14 protein-coding genes are annotated in these 18369 nt (G+C 70.4%); 12 read left to right on the forward strand and 2 right to left on the reverse strand.

The features are described from left to right. Positions 1–193, reverse strand: a 193-nt coding sequence (locus ABKW28_RS20645; RefSeq protein ID WP_348612884.1) for a hypothetical protein, incomplete at its 3' end; no start/stop codon positions are given. A gap of 376 nt (positions 194–569) precedes the next feature. Here ABKW28_RS20645 and nrdR point away from each other — a divergent pair. The 4 genes from nrdR (at position 570) to ABKW28_RS20665 (ending at position 6386) form a co-directional block, all read left to right on the forward strand. Further along, positions 570–1049, forward strand: a complete 480-nt coding sequence (nrdR, locus tag ABKW28_RS20650; protein ID WP_193670113.1) for a transcriptional regulator NrdR — start codon at positions 570–572, stop codon at positions 1047–1049. Between the two features lie 192 nt (positions 1050–1241). Beyond that, positions 1242–4163, forward strand: a complete 2922-nt coding sequence (locus tag ABKW28_RS20655; RefSeq protein WP_348612886.1) for a vitamin B12-dependent ribonucleotide reductase — start codon at positions 1242–1244, stop codon at positions 4161–4163. Positions 4164–4544: 381 nt separating this feature from the next. Then, on the forward strand, positions 4545–5420 hold the full coding sequence (locus tag ABKW28_RS20660; RefSeq protein WP_348612888.1) for an LAGLIDADG family homing endonuclease: 876 nt from the start codon (positions 4545–4547) through the stop codon (positions 5418–5420). Between the two features lie 30 nt (positions 5421–5450). After that, on the forward strand, positions 5451–6386 hold the full coding sequence (locus ABKW28_RS20665) for a nuclease-related domain-containing protein (RefSeq protein ID WP_348612890.1): 936 nt from the start codon (positions 5451–5453) through the stop codon (positions 6384–6386). Positions 6387–6423: 37 nt separating this feature from the next. Here the strand turns inward: ABKW28_RS20665 and ABKW28_RS20670 are convergent, their stop codons facing one another. Then, complete coding sequence (locus ABKW28_RS20670; protein ID WP_348612908.1) at positions 6424–9519, reverse strand: DUF3427 domain-containing protein; 3096 nt, start codon at positions 9517–9519, stop codon at positions 6424–6426. Positions 9520–9965: 446 nt separating this feature from the next. Here ABKW28_RS20670 and ABKW28_RS20675 point away from each other — a divergent pair, with 446 nt between their 5' ends. From ABKW28_RS20675 to ABKW28_RS20710, 8 genes are all read left to right on the forward strand, one after another. After that, positions 9966–10868 carry a sulfite exporter TauE/SafE family protein gene (locus ABKW28_RS20675; protein WP_348612892.1) on the forward strand — a complete coding sequence of 301 codons (903 nt, stop codon included), beginning with the start codon at positions 9966–9968 and terminating at the stop codon, positions 10866–10868. 88 nt (positions 10869–10956) lie between these two features. Then, the gene (locus ABKW28_RS20680; protein ID WP_348612894.1) at positions 10957–11367 is read left to right on the forward strand and encodes a hypothetical protein; all 411 of its coding nucleotides are present in this window, start codon (positions 10957–10959) and stop codon (positions 11365–11367) included. Between the two features lie 63 nt (positions 11368–11430). Further along, positions 11431–14760, forward strand: coding sequence for a DEAD/DEAH box helicase (locus ABKW28_RS20685; RefSeq protein WP_348612896.1), 3330 nt, complete (start codon positions 11431–11433; stop codon positions 14758–14760). 71 nt (positions 14761–14831) lie between these two features. Next, positions 14832–15113: an SAV_915 family protein gene (locus tag ABKW28_RS20690; RefSeq protein WP_348612898.1), complete on the forward strand. Its 282-nt coding sequence runs from the start codon at positions 14832–14834 to the stop codon at positions 15111–15113. Further along, positions 15110–15391: a hypothetical protein gene (locus ABKW28_RS20695; protein WP_348612900.1), complete on the forward strand. Its 282-nt coding sequence runs from the start codon at positions 15110–15112 to the stop codon at positions 15389–15391. Before ABKW28_RS20690 ends, ABKW28_RS20695 begins: the two co-directional genes overlap by 4 nt. 1 nt (position 15392) lies before the next feature. Next, positions 15393–16547 carry a hypothetical protein gene (locus ABKW28_RS20700; RefSeq protein ID WP_348612902.1) on the forward strand — a complete coding sequence of 385 codons (1155 nt, stop codon included), beginning with the start codon at positions 15393–15395 and terminating at the stop codon, positions 16545–16547. 33 nt (positions 16548–16580) lie between these two features. Further along, on the forward strand, positions 16581–17345 hold the full coding sequence (locus ABKW28_RS20705; RefSeq protein WP_348612904.1) for a hypothetical protein: 765 nt from the start codon (positions 16581–16583) through the stop codon (positions 17343–17345). A gap of 108 nt (positions 17346–17453) precedes the next feature. Continuing rightward, positions 17454–18369 (forward strand): hypothetical protein (locus ABKW28_RS20710; protein WP_348612906.1); only part of this gene is annotated, 916 nt, incomplete at its 3' end.

The raw sequence follows: 18369 nt of genomic DNA on the forward strand, positions 1-18369 counted from the left end.
CCCGGGCCTGGGTGCCGAAGTCGATGGCGGCGTAGACGAGGTAGCCCCAGGCGATCACGGCCGCGGTGACGGCGAGTGCCAGGCCGAGGAGTCGCGGCTGGAAGGTGCGGGGCGCCCGCTCCGCACGCCGGGATCCGGCCCGCTTGCCGGGGGTGCCGGTGGGGGCCTGCTCCGGTTGCTCTCCCACCTCCACGTCCACACGCTCATTGTGTCGGACGCGACCCAGCCGCCGCGAGCGGCTCGCGGGTCTCGTCGTGGCGGCGTCGGGCGCGTCGTGGGCCGGTCCGGACCACCGGGTCGAAGCGTCGGCACCGCGCTGACCTGCGGCTTTGTGGATGTACGGATCCGGGTCACATCGAAATCGCCGGACGGCTTGCGCGGCTCGTGGTCGCGGGCGTACGGTTCCACTACATCTAGTAGTTACACCGATGTAGTTATCCACATCTAGTTCACAGTCGGATGCGGGATGCTGCACAGATGAGCGGTTGTTCTCCACAGGAACGGCCTCGATATCCACACCCAACCGGCCCCCGACGGGGGTTGTCCAGCGCGCCCGAGAGGAGGACCCGATGCACTGCCCCTACTGCCGTGCCACCGACACCCGGGTCCTCGACTCGCGGGTCTCCGAGGACGGCGGCTCGATCCGCCGCCGGCGTACCTGCTCGTCGTGCTCGAAGCGGTTCACCACCGTCGAGCAGATGCAGCTGATCGTCGTGAAGCGCTCGGGGGCCAGCGAGCCCTTCGTGCGCGAGAAGGCCGTGGCCGGCGTGCGCAAGGCGTGCAAGGGCCGACCGGTCACCGAGGACCAGCTGGCCTGCCTGGGCCAGGTCGTCGAGGACACCCTGCGCGGGGCCGGCGCCGCCGAGGTGGCGGCCCACGAGGTCGGCCTGGCCATCCTCGGGCCGCTGCGCGAGCTCGACGAGGTCGCCTACCTGCGCTTCGCCAGCGTCTACCGCCAGTTCGCCTCCGCGGCGGACTTCGAGGACGAGATCGCCATGCTCCGTGCCGAGCGGCTCACGCTCGACACCGAGCCCCAGCCCACGGGCTGACACACAGACCGCCCGGCAGGTAGTGGGGAAGCTGCCTGCCGGGCGCACCACCTCTTCCCGCACCGCATCAGTCGATGTCGGTGGTCGAAGCGACCATGGACACCGCCAGCACGACCCAGCAGCAGACCCGCAGCAACCCGCAGCACAGCCACAGACGAGCACCCCTTAGACCGGGACACAGAGGAGCACGGCATGACCGAGACGGTGAGCGGCGCAGGCGCCGACGCAGCGACCAAGGGCCAGGGCAAGGGCCTGACGATGGAGCGCGTCTTCAGCACCGAGGGGGTGCACCCCTACGACGAGCTGACCTGGGAGAGCCGCGACGTCGTCCAGACCAACTGGAAGACCGGCGCCACCGTCTTCGAGCAGCGCGGCGTGGAGTTCCCCGCCACCTGGTCGGTCAACGCCTCGACGATCGTCACCACCAAGTACTTCCGCGGCGCGGTCGGCACCGACGCCCGCGAGCGCAGCCTCAAGCAGCTCATCGACCGCGTGGTCACCCAGTACGTCAAGGGCGGCGTCGACCACGGCTACTTCGCGACCAAGGCCGACGCCGAGGTCTTCGAGCACGAGCTGACCTGGCTGCTGGTCAACCAGTACTTCTCCTTCAACTCCCCGGTCTGGTTCAACGTCGGCACGCCCTCGCCGCAGCAGGTCTCGGCCTGCTTCATCCTCTCGGTCGACGACTCCATGGACTCGATCCTCAACTGGTACAAGGAGGAGGGGTTCATCTTCAAGGGCGGCTCCGGCGCCGGCCTGAACCTCTCGCGCATCCGCTCGTCGAAGGAGCTGCTCTCCTCGGGCGGCACCGCCTCGGGCCCGGTCTCCTTCATGCGCGGCGCCGACGCCTCGGCCGGCACCATCAAGTCGGGCGGCGCGACGCGTCGTGCGGCCAAGATGGTCGTGCTCGACGTCGACCACCCCGACATCGAGGAGTTCGTCGCCACCAAGGCGCGCGAGGAGCACAAGATCCGCGCGCTGCGCGACGCCGGCTTCGACATGGACCTGGGCGGCGAGGACATCACCTCGGTGCAGTACCAGAACGCCAACAACTCGGTGCGCGTCTCCGACGAGTTCATGCGTGCGGTCGAGGAGGGCACCGAGTTCGGCCTGCGCTCGCGCGGCACCGGCGAGGTCATCGAGACCGTCGACGCCCGCGACCTGTTCCGCAAGATCTCCACCGCCGCGTGGGAGTGCGCCGACCCGGGCCTGCAGTACGACGACACCATCAACGACTGGCACACCAACCCCGAGACGGGGCGCATCACCGCGTCGAACCCGTGCTCGGAGTACATGAGCCTCGACAACTCCTCGTGCAACCTGGCGAGCCTCAACCTGCTGAAGTTCCTCAAGGACGACGACACCTTCGACGCCGAGCTGTTCGCGAAGGCCGTCGAGGTGATCATCACCGCGATGGACATCTCCATCTGCTTCGCCGACTTCCCGACCGAGCCGATCGGCCAGACCACCCGCGACTACCGCCAGCTGGGCATCGGCTACGCCAACCTCGGCGCGCTGCTGATGGCGATGGGCCTGGGCTACGACTCCGACGGCGGCCGCTCGATGGCGGCGACTATCACCTCGCTGATGACCGGTGTCTCCTACAAGCGCTCGGCGCAGCTGGCCGGCGTGGTGGGCCCCTACACCGGCTACGCCCGCAACGCCGACGCCCACAAGCGTGTGATGCGCAAGCACCAGGCCGCCAACGACACCGTGCGTACCCTGCACATCGCCGACTCGCAGGTGCACAAGCTGGCCACCGCCGCGTGGGCCGACGTGCAGAAGCTCGGCGAGACCAACGGCTTCCGCAACGCCCAGGCCTCGGTCCTCGCGCCCACCGGCACCATCGGCTTCATGATGGACTGCGACACCACCGGCATCGAGCCCGACTTCTCGCTGGTGAAGTTCAAGAAGCTCGTCGGCGGCGGCTCGATGCAGATCGTCAACCAGACGATCCCGCGGGCGCTGAAGAAGATGGGCTACCAGCCCGAGTCGATCGAGGCGATCGTCGCCCACATCGCCGAGCACGGCCACGTGATCGATGCCCCCGGCCTCAAGCAGGAGCACTACGAGGTCTTCGACACCGCGATGGGTGCCCGCGCGTTGGCCCCGATGGGCCACGTGCGGATGATGGCGGCCTGCCAGCCGTTCCTGAGCGGTGCGATCTCCAAGACCTGCAACCTCCCTGAGGACGCCACGGTCGAAGAGGTCGAGGACATCTACTTCCAGTCCTGGAAGCTTGGTCTCAAAGCGACCGCCATTTATAGAGACAACTGCAAGGTCGGTCAGCCGATGTCGACCGGCAAGGGCGAGAACAAGGGCACGGACTCCAACAAGGCGGCGGACTCCGCGGTGGAGACCAAGGTCGTGGAGAAGGTCGTCTACGCCCCGACCCGCAAGCGCCTGCCGAAGTCGCGGGTCTCGCGCACCACGTCGTTCACCGTCGGCGGCGCCGAGGGCTACATGACCTCGGGTGCCCACGAGGACGGCGAGCTCGGCGAGATCTTCCTCAAGCTCGGCAAGCAGGGCTCCACCCTGGCCGGCGTGATGGACGCCTTCTCGATCGCGGTCAGCATCGGCCTGCAGTACGGCGTCCCGCTGGAGACCTACGTCTCGAAGTTCACCAACCTGCGCTTCGAGCCCGCCGGTCTCACCGACGACGCCGATGTGCGGATGGCGCAGTCGATCATGGACTACATCTTCCGCCGCCTGGCTCTCGACTACCTGCCCTTCGAGGAGCGCGAGGCCCTGTCGATCTACTCGGCCGACGAGCGCCAGCGCTACCTCGAGACCGGCTCCTACGAGCCCGTCGAGGAGACCGGCGGCGCCGCCGAGCTGGTCACCCCGCCGGCCCACGAGGCCGACGGCGAGACGGTGGTTGAGGAGGGCCGCCAGGCCCGTCTCGAAACCACTCACGACACCGACGGCAGCAACCAGCGCGAGGTCCCGGCCCAGCGCGACACCTCCGGTGCCCACACCTCGGCCGAGCTGATGGAGAAGATCACCGGCACCGCCGTCGACTCCCCGCTCTGCTTCACCTGCGGCACCAAGATGCGCCCCGCCGGCTCCTGCTACGTCTGTGAGGGCTGCGGAAGCACCTCCGGCTGCAGCTGATCCGACGCCGTACGACGGCCCCGACACCTGAAGGTGTCGGGGCCGTTTGCGTTTCCCGCGCTTGTCGGTGCTTGCGGGTAGAACGGTCTTGTCAGCGGAAGCTCAAGGGTCGGGGTGGGAGTCGGCGAGATGGGGCACCCCTGTGATATTGCTCTGGTAGTTCGTGGCCGCAGCAGGAGGGTGCTGCCGGAGAGCCAGTTTGTCTTTGCGTCAGCGGCCGGGTTGGCTGTGCCGGCCGCCACCCGCGCATCGGCCCTTCGACCCGGCGACTTCGTTGGCATCTCGTATGGCCATGAGTGGCCGTCCGCTCCTGCCGCCCTTCCGCTGCCGGACGCATCCCCTCGGACAGGGTCCGAGAAGGCGATCCGGGTGCCTAGGAAAATGACCGATGATCTGGCGTTCCTGCTCGGTGCCTACCTTTCGGAAGGGCACACGACTCGGAGCAACTGGTCCGTGATCCTGACTAACTCGGTCGAAGAGGTGCTGGTGAGGGCTCAGAAGGCCTGGCTGTCGACCTTCGGATTGCACGCGCGGCTCACACAGCAGCACGACCGGTGCCCCGGACTCGTCGTGTCCAGCCGGCGGCTCGTGCTCTTCCTTGATTCACTCGGGTGCGGCAGTCGTGCCCGCAACAAGGCGGTCCCTGAGCTAATCCTGCAGGGGACGCGTAGGCACGCCCTTCTCTTCCTACAGGGAGCTGCCCTGGACGCCTACACGACTCACGCATATGCAGGGAAGTGGGCCATCTGCCTAGAGAGTCAGGAAGCCATTGACGGATTGCAGAGCCTGGTGACCCGCCTCGGCATTGTCAATGCCCAGATCCCCAAGTTCAGCAAGCAGACGACCAAGACCTACTACGAGCTCTATGCGCCAGGGGCCTGGGGTCAGGACCTATCCGCCCTGGCTCCGTTTCTCGAGCCCGAGAAGGCAGCCCGGGCGGCCGCCTACCGCAGGGTCAACTACCGGACCAAGCACAGCGACGTCATCCCCGGCGTTCACGGGCCCTCCTTGTATCGACTGCTGCCGGCAGGGACGCCTGGTCGATCGGGTCGAGGTTCCGGACGCCAGCGGTTCCGGCATTTGACGGACCCGCGGACCGCCCGAGTGACTCGGGCAAGCGTTATCGCCGTGCGTGACGCGGGAGCCACATTGCCCATCTGGCTGTCGACGGTCCTCGAGCAACAGATCCGGTTCGCGCCCCTGATCCGTGTGACGCCAGACGGCCACCAGCACCGGTCGTCCGCGAGGAACGAATAGAAGCAGGCAAAGGTAAAGGTCTCGGTTTCGATGACCGAAGACCTCACCGTGAGTTCGAGGGAAAATGGTCGCGCCGCTGGGGAGTCCGCACGTGATGCGGCGAAGCGTCAGCGCGACAAGGCAGAGCGGCTGCTTCGTGCGGCCGAGCTATACGAGCGTGGTGCCGACGGTGAAGAAGCGACGGCGCGAGCCCTCGACGCTCTCCCGAAAGACCAGTGGACCGTCTTTCACGACGTGCGTTGGCCGGGGCGGAAGTTCGCCAACGTAGACCACGTCGTGGTCGGGCCCGGCGGGGTCTTCGTCATCGACTCCAAGAACTGGTCTGGGCGGGTGGAGGTCCGGAACACGGTTCTCCGGCAGAACGGCTACCAGCGCGAGACGACGGTGGCGTCGGCAGCGGAGGCTGCGATCGCAGTCTCGCTGGTCATTCCGGACCTCTCGCAACATCTCGCGGTCCCAGTTCTGTGTTTCGTCCGAGACGATCCCCTACACGGCTGGGCTCGCGACGTCATGATCTGCTCGACGAGCAATGTCGCGGCCATGCTGACGTCGCGCCCCCTCGTGCTTGATCATATGGCGCGAGAGCGCATCTGCTTGGGGCTTGATCTGTCGCTGTCCGCGGCGCGTGGCCATGCCGCTGCGCCGAAGCGACGCTCGGTGACAGTCACTGGTGGAGGAGCAGCCACCCCGCGTAGGCCTGCGCTGCCCCCGCCTCACCGTGGGTCTCGTTCGACGAGAAGGAACAGATCGAGCAGATCGTCGGCCTGGGGGAAGCCGCTCGTGGGCGGCGTGCTTCTCCTTGCTCTCATGGCCGCTCCCCAGGCCGTGAGCAGCAGCGCTCATTTTTTCGCCCAGGTCTTCGTGGGACTCATCGCGCCACCTGAGGTCCCTGTGCCGCATGACACCGATCAGCAACCGAAGAAGCCCGAACGCACGACGCCAGAGAAGGGACAACCTCAGCAGTAGCGTGTGACCCGCCGAGCGTACGGGCGGCACCTCCGCCTCACTGGGCCGCCACCGTCGCGGAGGCCAGGAACTCGGCCGGCATGGGGTGACGGAGCGACCACGTGATCGCGATCGGACGGTCACCGGTGTGGCCGACGTACGCCACGGGGCCCAGGAAGAGATAGGGCGAGGTGCCGAACTCGTCCTTCTGCTCGTGCCGGACGAAGAGCAGCACTGTGCTGCTGCCCGTCAGGTAACGCTGGCCGGTGGGGGAGGCGATTGACGTGGTCGACTGCGACTCCCAGTGGAAGGTCTGCGCGTCGATCGGGTAGTCGCGATACATCGTGGTGGGCGAGAAGTCCGACTCCGACTTCTTCAGTGTCACGAACAGGATGTCGACGTTGAGGTCGGGGGAGTAGGCGACCCCCTGCATGACACTGGTCGGCTTGCGACTCAAGGACGCGTAGTCCAGCCCGGCCAGGATCTCCTCGCGCTGGTAGCGGCCATGGACACGCAGCGGCACCTGACCCAACTCACCTCCGAGCGCCAAGGTCTGGTGGCGGGCCGCGTCGAAGGATAGGTCCACGATGGTGCTCGCCTCACCGACCACGTGGGTGAGAGCTCGCGCCTGCCGCAGGCCCTCGTCGTACGACGCCGGAGCCCCGCTGGGGTAGAGCGTGAAGAAGAGCATTCGCGCCAGCCGCTGCTCGCCCGGTGACAGGTCGTCCACGTCACCCCCACCGCCAGCCAGCAGCCGCCGGTAGGCGGCCGCGCGGATCGGGTCGTCGACATGAGCGAGCGCCCGCATCCGTTTCAACAGCTCGTTCTCGCCCGGCTCGGACTGGTCAGAGATGACGTGAGCATCGCGCTGCAGGGCGGTCCAGGACTTGGCCCCGGCCTTGAGCACATCGGAGAGCTCGACGCCGGACTCGTCGAGGAAGGTGCCGAGGTCGTGCTCGGGGTGTCGGCGCAGCTCGGCCACCATGTCCCGCCAGCGGTTGGCGACCTGGCCGCGGATGTTGTCGAGCACGATCTGTTGAGCTTGGCGATCCATGACGATCTGACACCCCGATGGCAGCAGGGGGAAGCCGCGCTCGACCTCGCGCTCGAGGCCCCTTCTCGTCTGCCCTGTCAACGCGCGCAGCTTGAGGTCGAAGCGGAACTCCTGGCGGTGATAGCCGACGAAGTCGAGGACAGTCAGCACGGCCTTGTCCTGCGTGCGACGCAGCCCCCGGCCCAACTGCTGCAGGAAGATCGTGGCGCTCTCGGTGGGACGGAGAAAGAGCACAGTGTCGACGTCGGGGATGTCGACACCTTCGTTGAAGACATCGACGGTGAACACCGCTTGGAGTCGGCCCTCGCGAAGATCCAGCAGGGTCCGCTCCCGCTCGGCTTGAGGAGTTGCGCCGCTCACCGTTGCGGAGCGAACTCCGGCCTCGTTGAAGACCGTCGTCATGTACTCCGCGTGTGCCACGCTGACGCAGAAGCCCAGGGCTCGCATGGCGTCCGGGTTGGAGACCTTGTCTCTCAGTTGCCGCAGGACGAGCGCCGCCCGCGCGGCGTTGCCGGTGTAGACGTTCGCCAGCTCAGCGTCGTCGTACCGGCCTTGCTTCCAGCCCACCCGCCGAAGGTCGGTGCCGTCGGCCACGGCGAAGTAGTGGAACGGGCACAGCAAGTCGGCGCCCAGCGCATCCCACAGGCGCAGCTCGGCTGCGATCCGACCGTCGAAGAACGTTCGTACGTCGACCCCGTCGGCTCGCTCGGGTGTCGCCGTCAGTCCGAGCAGCTCACGCGGAGCGAGGTGCTCGATGAGGCGTCGATAGCTGGCGGCCTCGGCGTGGTGAAACTCGTCGATGACCACGATCTCGAAGGCATCGCTGGGGATGGTGGCCACGCCGTGGGAGGAGAGCGACTGGATGCTGGCGAAGACGTGCCGCCCGCGTTCGGGTCGGATGCCGCCGACGTACAACTCGCCGAAGGTGGGGTCGGTCAACACTTCGCGATAGGTCCGTAGCGCCTGCTCGAGAATCTCGCGGCGGTGCGCGACGAAGAGCAGTGGCGGTTTCTCGCCGCCCTGGCAGAGCCGCCGGTAGTCAAGGGCAGCGATCACCGTCTTGCCCGTGCCGGTGGCGGCAACCACCAGGTTGTGGTGCCGGTCGTGCACCTCTCGTTCGGCGTGAACCGCATCGAGCATCTGCTGCTGGTAGGCGAACGGCCGCACCTCGAGGCCGGACAGACTGATCGTCACCCGACTGTGCTCTGTGCGGCCAGACGCCTCGTTGAGGGCATCGTCGAGCCGGTCGGCATCGCGAGCGGGGTCATAGACCTCGAAGCTGGGGTCGTTCCAGTAGGTGTCGAACGTGGCTCGGAACTTGTCGAGCAGTGCCCCCGTCCCAGTGGCCGAGAGCCGCACGTTCCATTCCACGCCGTCGAGCAGTGCCGCACGCGACAGGTTCGAGGAGCCCACGTACGCCGTGTCGAAACCGGTTACTCGGCGGAACATCCACGCCTTCGCGTGCAGTCGCGTGCGAGCAGCGTCGTACTGGATGCGGACCTCTGCGCCGAAGTCGTTGACCAGCCGGTCGAGGGCTCGCCGCTCGGTCGCCCCCATGTACGTCGTGGTCAGAACCCGCAGTGGTGCCTCGCGATCGTGCAGGCGCGAGAGCTCGGTCTCAAGCAGTCTGAGCCCATGCCACTTCACGAAGGCGCAGAGCAGATCGACCTCGTTGCTGGTGTCGATCTCGGCGCGCAACTCGGAGCCCAGGTTGGGCTCGCCCCGGGTGTTCGTGAGCAATGCCGGCTCGGCCAAAGGTGTGCTGGGCCGGGCATCTGACAGCCCAGTTGCGCCTAGCGGGCCCGGTCGGCTGATGCGTCTGAGCTGTCGGGCGGGGGCGGATACCTCTGCTTCCTGCGCCTGAAGCACCGCCAACAGATCGTTCACCATCGCTACCCGACGAGCCTTGTCCGAGGTGGCCGACAGAGCCCGGCGGGCCGCGTCGTAGACGTGCCGGGCGAGGACGTGTGGCTGATGCGCGGCATCGACTGGCTCGACGGTGGCCGCGTTGCCCAGTGGCATCAACGATTGCTCGAGCTCACTGCTGAGAATTGCTTCGTACAGGCCGTCGGGCAAGGGGTGACTGTTCATCAGGGACAGCTTCCCTGAAGTAAAGCCCTACTGTCCGCCGATCCGCGGGCTGGCTCAAGGCATAGTCCCTACGAGTCATCGGGCATGGCTGGCTGCGCACGGGGTGCGTCGTCCTCAGTGACGACCAGGAGTACGCCGCCTCTCGGCCGCCTCTCGACGACCTGGCAGCCCGCGCGCTGACCTCAGCCGCCGCGCGTCACCGGCTCCCCGCAGGTCGGGTAGAGCACCTGCTCGGGCGGCTCCCCGGGCCGGGTCCGGCCTCGCTGTCCGCAGAAGTCACACACCCAGGTCTCCATCCGATCAGCGTCTCCGACGCCGCGGACAGCCCCGCGGGCGCCTCGACGTGACCGGCGAGCGGGCGCGACGCGCCGGGCGCGCTCAAGCAATGCAGTAATCTCTATAAAGTTAGGTTACTTTGGCTACTCACTCATCTTGAAGTACTGAGGAGCACGCTCATGTGGTTGGTCGCAGCCTTCGCCCTCGCCGGCGGTTTGGCCCAGCTCGTCGACGGGACGCTGGGGATGGGCTTCGGGGTCACCTCGGCCACCGTGCTCCTGGCGCTCGGTGTCGCCCCCGCTACTGCCAGCGCGGCGACGCACGCCGCCAAGCTGCCCACGACGCTGATCTCGGGGCTGTCGCACTGGCGCGTCGGCAACGTCGACAAGGCGGTGCTGGTGCGGGTGGCGATCCCCGGCGCGATCGGTGGCTTCCTCGGTGCCGTGGTGCTGACCTCGATCAGCCTGGCCGCCGCCAAGAGCGGGATGGCGGCGCTGCTGCTGTTCTTCGGCGCGGTGATCCTGCTGCGCTTCGGCTTCGGCCTGCGCATCATGCCGACCCCCAAGGCGGGTCACACCGCGCGCTGGCTCGCCCCGATCGGGCTGCTCGGCGGCTTCGTCGACGCCACCGGCGGTGGCGGCTGGGGGCCGGTCGTCACGCCCAGCCTGATGACCGTCACCAGCTACGAGCCCCGCAAGGTCGTCGGCACCACCAACGCCGCCGAGTTCGCCGTGGCGGTCTCGGTCTCGCTCGGCTTCATCACCGGCGCCGCCCACCAGGACATCCCGTGGCTGCCGGTGCTCGGTCTGGTCCTCGGCGGCGTCATCGTGGCACCCATCGCCGCCCGCCTGGCCGGCCGGTTGCCGCACGCCCCGATGGGTGTGATGGTCGGCGGGCTGATCATCCTGGTCAACAGCGTCGTCGTCCTCGCGGCCGTCGCCGACCTCCCGCTGGCGCTCGACCTGAGCCTGATGGTGGGCTGGCTGCTCCTCGTGGCACGCCTCGCCCGTACGGCGTGGCACAAGGAGCGCGCCGAGCGTCTCGCCGCCTCGACCCCGGTGGCCGAGCCCGCGCTGGTCTGAGGCCCCTGTCGGGCCTCGTCCACAGGCCCGTGGTCGCCGGTGAGCAGGTGTCGGCGCCGGCCTCTAGCGTGCTGAGCAGGAGGCCGACATGAAGGTACTGGTGGCAACGAGCAGGACACAGGGCGACGTCGAGGGGGACTACAGCTTCTGCGTCCCCGGAGAGCTGCTCTGGATCACCATGGTCTGCGACACGGACCGGTTGTATCCGGAGAGGGGGTGCGGCTGCGGGCGCGGCTTCGGTGGGCTGACCAGCCATCGCGCGACGACGACCGCGGAGGTGGCAGACCTGGACATCACCGAGGCCCAGCTGCGCCTCGCAGTGACCACCAGCCTCACCGACCAGGGGTGGCTCGTCCCGGAGACGGCGGAACTGCACCACGAGCTCGTGGCCGAGACCGTCGACCTGATCCACGAGATCGCCGAGCCTCTGCCTGCAGGCACGATCGTGCGTCGGCGGATCGACGACTTCCACGCCTTCCAGCCACCCGCGCCCCGATGAGCACGACCCGCCCGCGACGCCCCGGGTTCGCTCGGGCCACGCAGGTTTGGGCAGACTGACGCGGTGCGCACCCCCGCCGCCGTCGAGGCCTTCGCGCCCTGGCTGAGCGCCGAGGGGCTGGCCTCCGTCTACGACCCGGCAGCCGTCGGGCGGGCGCGCGCCTACGCCTCGGACGGGTCGGTGCTGCGGCTCGACGTCGACGTGGTCGACAGCGAGTTCCTCGCAGTCGATGGTGAGGTCGCCGGAAACGGCCCTCGGCCCTACCGCACGTCGGTGACCATCGAGCTCGACCGCGGTCGAGCCGTCGTCACGGCGGACTGCTCGTGCCCGGTCGGCTGGGAGTGCAAGCACGGCGCGGCGCTGCTGCTCTGCCTGGGCCGGTCGCTGACGACCGACCACCCCGACCCCGGCACTCCCGCCGACGACGGCTTCGCCGACTGGGCCGGCGCGCTCGACACGGCGCTGCGCGACCTGGAGGCATCCCGGGGCGGGGAGGCCGGGCAGGACGCCCTCGCGCTCCTGCTCGACCTGCACCTGCCGCGCCACGGTGGCTTCACCGGCCTGGCCCCGCCGGTGGTCCGGATGCGCCCGGTACGCCGCGGCGCGAGCGGGCGGTGGGTCCGCGGCGGCGCGGCCTGGAAGGACTTCACCCCCCACGGCGGCCACCTCGGGCGCACCCGTCACGATCCCGCCCACGTCGCCTCCGTGTGCCGGCTGCGCGCCCAGATGGGGATGGCGGCGTACTGGAACATCACCGACCTGCCGCCGCTCTCCGACTTCGGACCCCAGCTGTGGCACCGCCTGCGCCAGGCGCGCGACGCCGGCGTGGCGCTGCTGCCCGGCTCGGGCCTGGCCGACGTGCAGCTGGTCGACGAGCCCGTCGAGGTCGTCGCCGACGTGCTGCACGACGAGGCGGGGCCCGGCGCCGCCAGTCTCCGCTTCGGGGTCCGGTACGCCGACCGGTGGTGGCCGGCCGACCAGCTGCTGCTGGTCGGGGACGAGGCCCACGGCGTGGTGCTGCTCGACCGGGTGCCCACCGCCACCACCCGCGACACCACCGCACTGCTGGCACCCCTCGCGGCGCCGATCCCTCCCGCGCTGGCCAGGCTGGTCAACGCCGGCGACACCGCCGTCCCGCCCGAGCACCTCGACGCCTTCGTCACCACCCGCCTGCCTCGGCTCACGCGGTACCTGCCGGTCACCTCGAGCGACGACTCGATCACCGTCCCGGCCCCACCGGCTCCGCGCCTGGTCCTCCTCGTCGAGTGGGACCGCACCCCGGCGGCCGCGCTGCGCTGGCAGTGGCGCTACCGGGTCGGCGACACCGACCTGGCGTGCGCCGCCGGCTCCGCCGACCGCCTCGACGGCGTCCGCGACCGCCCCGCCGAGCGGGCCGAGCTCGCCCGCCTGACCTCCGACGGCGTCCTGGACGCCGACGCGCCGGCGGCCGACCGCGACGTACCGACCAGCGGCGTGCTCGAGCTCGCCGACGAGCTGGCGCGCCTGCGGGAGGCCGGGCTCGAGGTGGAGGAGGTCGAGCGTCCCGACTTCCGTCCGGCCACCGGCCCGGTCGAGATCACGCTCGGTCCCGCGTCCGCCGACGCCCCGGCCGAGGCCGACGACGCGGCGGACGCCGACGGAGCCACCGACTGGCTCGACCTGAGCGTCAGCGTCAGCGTCGACGGCGAGCAGATCCCGCTGTCCTCGGTGCTGGAGGCGCTCACGCTCGGCGAGGAGCGCATCGTGCTGCCCAGCGGGCTGCACGTCGACGCCACTGCTCCCGAGCTCGAGAGCCTGCGCAGCCTGGTCGCGGCCGCCGCCGAGGTGCGCGAGCCCACGCGCGACGACCGGATCGGCCTGGGCGGCCACGACCTGGGGCTGTGGGCGGCGGTCGGCGACCTGGCCGAGACCGACACGCTGCCCGCCCACGCCCAGGAGTGGGTGCGCCGCGCCCACGCGCTGCGCGACCTGACCGACCTGCCCAGCCCCGAGCCCGAGGGCGTGGTCTCCACGCTGCGGCACTACCAGCACGACGGGTTCCGGTGGCTGGCCTTCCTGCAGGACCACGGCCTCGGCGGCATCCTGGCCGACGACATGGGCCTCGGCAAGACCCTCCAGGTGCTCGCGGCCGTTGCCCGCGCCCGCGCCGGCGGCGCCGCGCCGTTCCTGGTCGTGGCGCCCACCAGCGTCGTGGCCAACTGGGCGCTCGAGGCCGCGCAGCACACCCCGGGACTGGTGGTGCGCACCGTCACCGCCTCGGCCCGCAAGCTCGGCACCCCGGTGGCCGAGGTCGCCGACGGCGCCGACGTCGTGGTGACGACGTACACGCTGCTGCGCCTCGACATCGAGGAGTACGCCGCCCTGCCCTGGGGCGGGCTCGTCCTCGACGAGGCCCAGCACGTGAAGAACCACCTCGCCAAGACCCACCAGGCCGCCCGCCGCATCGACGCGCCGTTCCGGCTCGCGGTCACCGGCACGCCGTTCGAGAACCGGCTGATGGAGCTGTGGTCGCTGCTGGCCCTCGTGGCGCCGGGTCTCTACCCGACGGCCAAGGGCTTCGTCGACCACGTGGTGCGACCGGTCGAGAAGGAGGGGGACGGCGCCGCGCTGGCCCGCTTCCAGCAGCGGCTGCGCCCCTTCCTGCTGCGCCGCACCAAGGAGCTGGTCGCCGCCGACCTGCCGCCCAAGCAGGAGCAGCTGCTGCAGGTCGACCTCGGCGCCCGGCACCGCAGGATCTACGACACCCACCTGGCCCGCGAGCGGCAGAAGATCCTCGGGCTCGTGGACGACTTCGACCGCAACCGGGTCGCGATCCTCAGCGCCCTCACCCGGCTGCGCCAGCTCAGCCTCGACCCGGCGCTGGTCGAGGCCGAGCACGAGACCGTCGGCTCGGCGAAGGTCGACGTGCTGGTCGACCACCTCCTCGAGCTGGCCGCCGAGGGCCACCGCGCCCTCGTCTTCAGCCAGTTCACCGGCTTCCTGCGCCGCGTGCGCGCCCGGCTCGACGCCGAGGGCGTGAGCCACCACTACCTCGACGGGCGCACCCGCAAGCGTGCCGAGGTGGTCGAGGGGTTCCGCGAGGGTGACAGCACGGCGTTCCTGATCAGCCTCAAGGCCGGCGGGGTCGGGCTCACGCTCACCGAGGCCGACTACGTCTTCGTGCTCGACCCCTGGTGGAACCCGGCCGTCGAGGCGCAGGCCGTCGACCGGGTCCACCGGATCGGCCAGACCCGACCGGTGATGGTCTACCGGCTGGTCTCGCGGGACACGATCGAGGAGAAGGTGGTGGCGCTGAAGGAGCGCAAGGCCGCGCTGTTCTCCCAGGTCGTCGACGGTGACGGGGCGCTGGGCAGCGTCGTCGACGCCGCCGACGTGCGCGCGCTCTTCGACTGAGACGACCGAGGTTGTCCACAGATCGCGGATCGGTGGTGTCGCCGGCCCGCGATCGCGGGGAGCCTGGGGACATGACCCAGACCCGGCCCACCCTGCCGCCCGTCGTGTACGCACCGACGCGCGAGCACGCCGACGCCACCCAGCGCCTGGCCATGCACCGCACCCACGACGAGCGGGTCGCCCTGTTCGTCTACTCCGCCCTCGACCGGCTCGCCGACTTCTACAGCCCCGACTCGCCCTGGGTGCTGCTCTCGGTGGCAGACCTGCAGGCCGCCCACGAGCAGGCGCCCTACGACCTGCTCTACCTCGACAAGCGCCCCAGCCCGGGCGCGGTGCCGGCGGGCCGGCGATGAGCGTCGAGCTGCGGTGGGCCACCGCCGAGGCCATCACCAGCGACCTCGAGCAGGCACGCGAGGCGATCGAGCAGTGCGGGCGTCGCGCACCCCGCAGCGTCGACGCCGGAGAGCTGACGCCCCTGGTGGCCGAGATGCTCGCGCTGGTGGCGTCGGCCGCCGCCGAGCTCAGCGCCGGGCTCCTGGGCGCCACCGACAACGTGCGCTGCGCCGTCCGGGGGCTGCAGTCGGCCGACAGCGCCACCCAGGAGGCCTTCACGAGCGGGCAGTGGTGGTGAGATGAGCGTCGACACCGAGCTCAAGGGCTCGCCCGACTCCATCGCCGCGGCCGCCCGCTGGCTCGAGGGCTCCCTGGTCGCCGCGGTCGGCGACGGCGGCGAGCGCGTGCTCGCCGCGCGCCGGGCCGCCTCGGCCGACTGGCAGGGCGCCACCGCCACCGGGTTCGTCTCGCGCATGGGCGTGGCCGTCGAGAAGATCGACCTCGTCCACGACAGCGCGTCCTCCGCGGCGCGCGAGCTGGCGGCGTACGCCGCGACGCTGCGGCGGCTGCAGGCGCGGATGGCCGAGATCCGCGCCAGCGCGCGCGCCGCCGGGCTCACCGTGTCGGCGTACGTCGTCGAGCCGCCCGGCGCCGCACCCAGCCACCCGGGCCCGGAGCCGGCCGGGCGGGTGAGCCCCACCCTCGTCGACGCCCGCGCCGCCGCCCTCGACGCGTTCGCCGCACACCAGGCGCGGGTCGAGGCCTACGAGAGGGCCGGGGCGGACGCGGCAGCCGTGCGCGAGGAGTGGCGCGGGGGCGTGCTGGCGCTGGAGGGCGAGTACCGCGGCCTGACCGGGCCGGGGATGGCGCTGACCGCGCTGGACATCGCCGGTGGGCTCGGGTCGAGCGCGGTGACGTTCCACGCCTCCCTCGTGAGAGCGACCGGTACGGAGATCGCTGGCCAGGCCGCGCGCTACCTCGACCTGATCCCGCGCGAGCCCGGCGGGTTCGGCAACCACGACCTCGACCACTGGGACGCGGAGAAGATCAAGGGCGACGACATCGCCAGGCAGGCAGACGAGCTCGACGGCCGTGCCAAGGGGGCGTCGCTCAAGCTCGGCGGCGCGCTCGCGGTGGTCGGGGTCGGCCTCGACCTCGCTGCGGGGGAGAGCCCGACGCAGGCGGTGGTCTCCAACGGCGGTGGGCTGGTGGCTGCAATCACGATCGGCGCGACAGCAGGATCCGTGATCCCCGTGGTCGGCACTGCCGTCGGTGCTGTCGTCGGAGCCTCGGTGGGCATCGTCGTCTCCGGTGCCATCGACTCGTTCTTCGAGGACGGGGTCGACGTCATGAATGCACTCGACGAGGGCTGGGAATCACTCAAGGACACCGGTGGCGCGATCGGTGACGGCGTCGGTGCCGTCGTCGGCGGCATCGGCGGTCTGTTCGACTAAGGGGGCGCCATGCGACGCACGACGGGAAACCTGATGCTGGCCTTGGCAAGCGTGGTGATCGTCCTGATGGGCATCGGGCTGGTCGCCCTGGGAGACCTCGGCCAGGTGCTGGGTGGAGTGCTCTTCGCGCTCTTCGGGCTGGCTGGACTGTCCATGGTGGGAGCCGACCTGTGTCTCCCGCGTCGACGCCCCGTCCTCGAGCTGGGCACAGCGCCGTCCGGGGCAGCGGCGTTGGTCTTCCCCTACTCACGGTTCACGGTGCTCCAGTCGGGCATCGGCACCTCCGTGCTGGTGCTGTGGTGTGCGGTCAGCGCCGGCTTCGCGGCGATCGAGGGGCACCGTGCCGGCGCGCTGGTGCTCGGCCTGGTCGGCCTCGGACTGGCCGTCCCGCTCGTGCCGTTGCTACGGGGCAGGATCGTGGCGGGTGGGCTCTACGTGACCGCGGTGGGTCTCGAGTTCCGTCACGAGGGGGCCGGGTGGTCGGTCCCGTGGGACGGCATCAGGGGCGTCGTGCCCCGCGACCACGTCTACCTCAGCCTGCACAGTGACCCCGATCGCCACGACGCCACCCGCATCATGTGGCGGCGCGGACCCCGAGGTGGTCGCCTGCTCTCGGTCGTGCCCGACCGCTACATCGCCGGCGGACCCGCCGCCATCGCCATGGTCGTCGCTCGTGGCGTCACACAGCCCGAGCAGCGCGACATCTTGGCGCAGGCCCACGTCGTCAGGGAGCTCAACGAGCTGCTCCGCGACCGGGTCTCCACGGTCGTGGGGGACCGTCGCCCGTCCGTCCCTTGAGCCGGCATCGGCCGCTCGGTCGCGTCGCGGCGTGACTGTCGGTGCCCACGCCTACGGTGGGTGGACGAGGTCGGTGGGGGCCGACCGGGTCGAGACACCGGGAGTGACGTGACGATCGAGCGGGAGCACGACGAGGCGTGGCGCGAGCTGCGGTCCCGGCTGGCCGACCACCTGGCCTCCATGGAGCCGGACGATGAGGTCGGGCTCGCCGTCGACGACGGCTCCGGCGAGGTGCCGGCGTACGTCGTCGTGGACGCCGAGGCCGGGGGCCGGCTGCTCCTCGAGGCGGTCGGCGTCGGCGGTCTCGTCGAGCCGTGGGTGCCCGGTGACGAGTACGAGGACGACGACCCCGTCTTCCACGCCGGGCTGGCCCAGCGCGAGTGCGACCTGGCGGCGGCGCTGGTGGTGGGGGCGCTGCGCGACCAGCACGGCTGCCTGCACCCGGCGTTCCTCCTCAGCCGCGAGCTCGACCTCGGCGGGCTGCGCTGGGAGGCGCGGGCCAAGGCGCTGCCGTCCCGGCGCGCGAGGGTGCTGGGCGACGACGCCCCGTTGGCCGTGCTCGTCGAGGACCGCGACCACCTGCAGCGGATGGTCGACGCCACCCTCGCCGAGGTGCTCGACCAGCCGGTCGCCCATGACGAGGACGGCGACGTGCCCGTGCCGGTGGGGGAGAGCGTGGTGTGGGTGCAGGTGCTGCCCGACCGGCCCGCGGTGGCGCTCTTCGCGATCCTCGTCGACGACGTGGCCGACACCGCCGCGGCCGCCCGCGAGGTCTCCGGGCTGCAGGCCCGGCTGCCCTACCTGCAGGTGCGCGCCACCGCCGACAGCATCGTGGTGCGCCACGAGATCTGCGCGGTGCCCTTCGCCCCGCGCCAGCTCGCCGGGGTGCTGGCCAGGCTGTGCTCCGAGATCGACGACATCGCCGGAGAGGTGGCCGAGCGGGTCGGCGGACGCCGGTTCCTCGCCGGGCTCGGCGACGGCGACGAGGACGACGCCGACACCCATCTGCACGAGCCGCTGCCCG

It is taken from the genome of Nocardioides sp. 31GB23 (genome assembly GCF_040012395.1).
GTDB lineage: Bacteria > Actinomycetota > Actinomycetes > Propionibacteriales > Nocardioidaceae > Nocardioides > Nocardioides salarius.

Coding starts and splice junctions, on each gene's coding strand:
- ABKW28_RS20705 (WP_348612904.1), top strand. CDS start 16,581: ATGCTGGCCTTGGCAAGCGTGGTGATCGTCCTGATGGGCATCGGGCTG.
- ABKW28_RS20655 (WP_348612886.1), top strand. CDS start 1,242: ATGACCGAGACGGTGAGCGGCGCAGGCGCCGACGCAGCGACCAAGGGC.
- ABKW28_RS20695 (WP_348612900.1), top strand. CDS start 15,110: ATGAGCGTCGAGCTGCGGTGGGCCACCGCCGAGGCCATCACCAGCGAC.
- ABKW28_RS20660 (WP_348612888.1), top strand. CDS start 4,545: ATGACCGATGATCTGGCGTTCCTGCTCGGTGCCTACCTTTCGGAAGGG.
- ABKW28_RS20665 (WP_348612890.1), top strand. CDS start 5,451: ATGACCGAAGACCTCACCGTGAGTTCGAGGGAAAATGGTCGCGCCGCT.
- ABKW28_RS20700 (WP_348612902.1), top strand. CDS start 15,393: ATGAGCGTCGACACCGAGCTCAAGGGCTCGCCCGACTCCATCGCCGCG.
- ABKW28_RS20680 (WP_348612894.1), top strand. CDS start 10,957: ATGAAGGTACTGGTGGCAACGAGCAGGACACAGGGCGACGTCGAGGGG.
- nrdR (WP_193670113.1), top strand. CDS start 570: ATGCACTGCCCCTACTGCCGTGCCACCGACACCCGGGTCCTCGACTCG.
- ABKW28_RS20675 (WP_348612892.1), top strand. CDS start 9,966: ATGTGGTTGGTCGCAGCCTTCGCCCTCGCCGGCGGTTTGGCCCAGCTC.
- ABKW28_RS20690 (WP_348612898.1), top strand. CDS start 14,832: ATGACCCAGACCCGGCCCACCCTGCCGCCCGTCGTGTACGCACCGACG.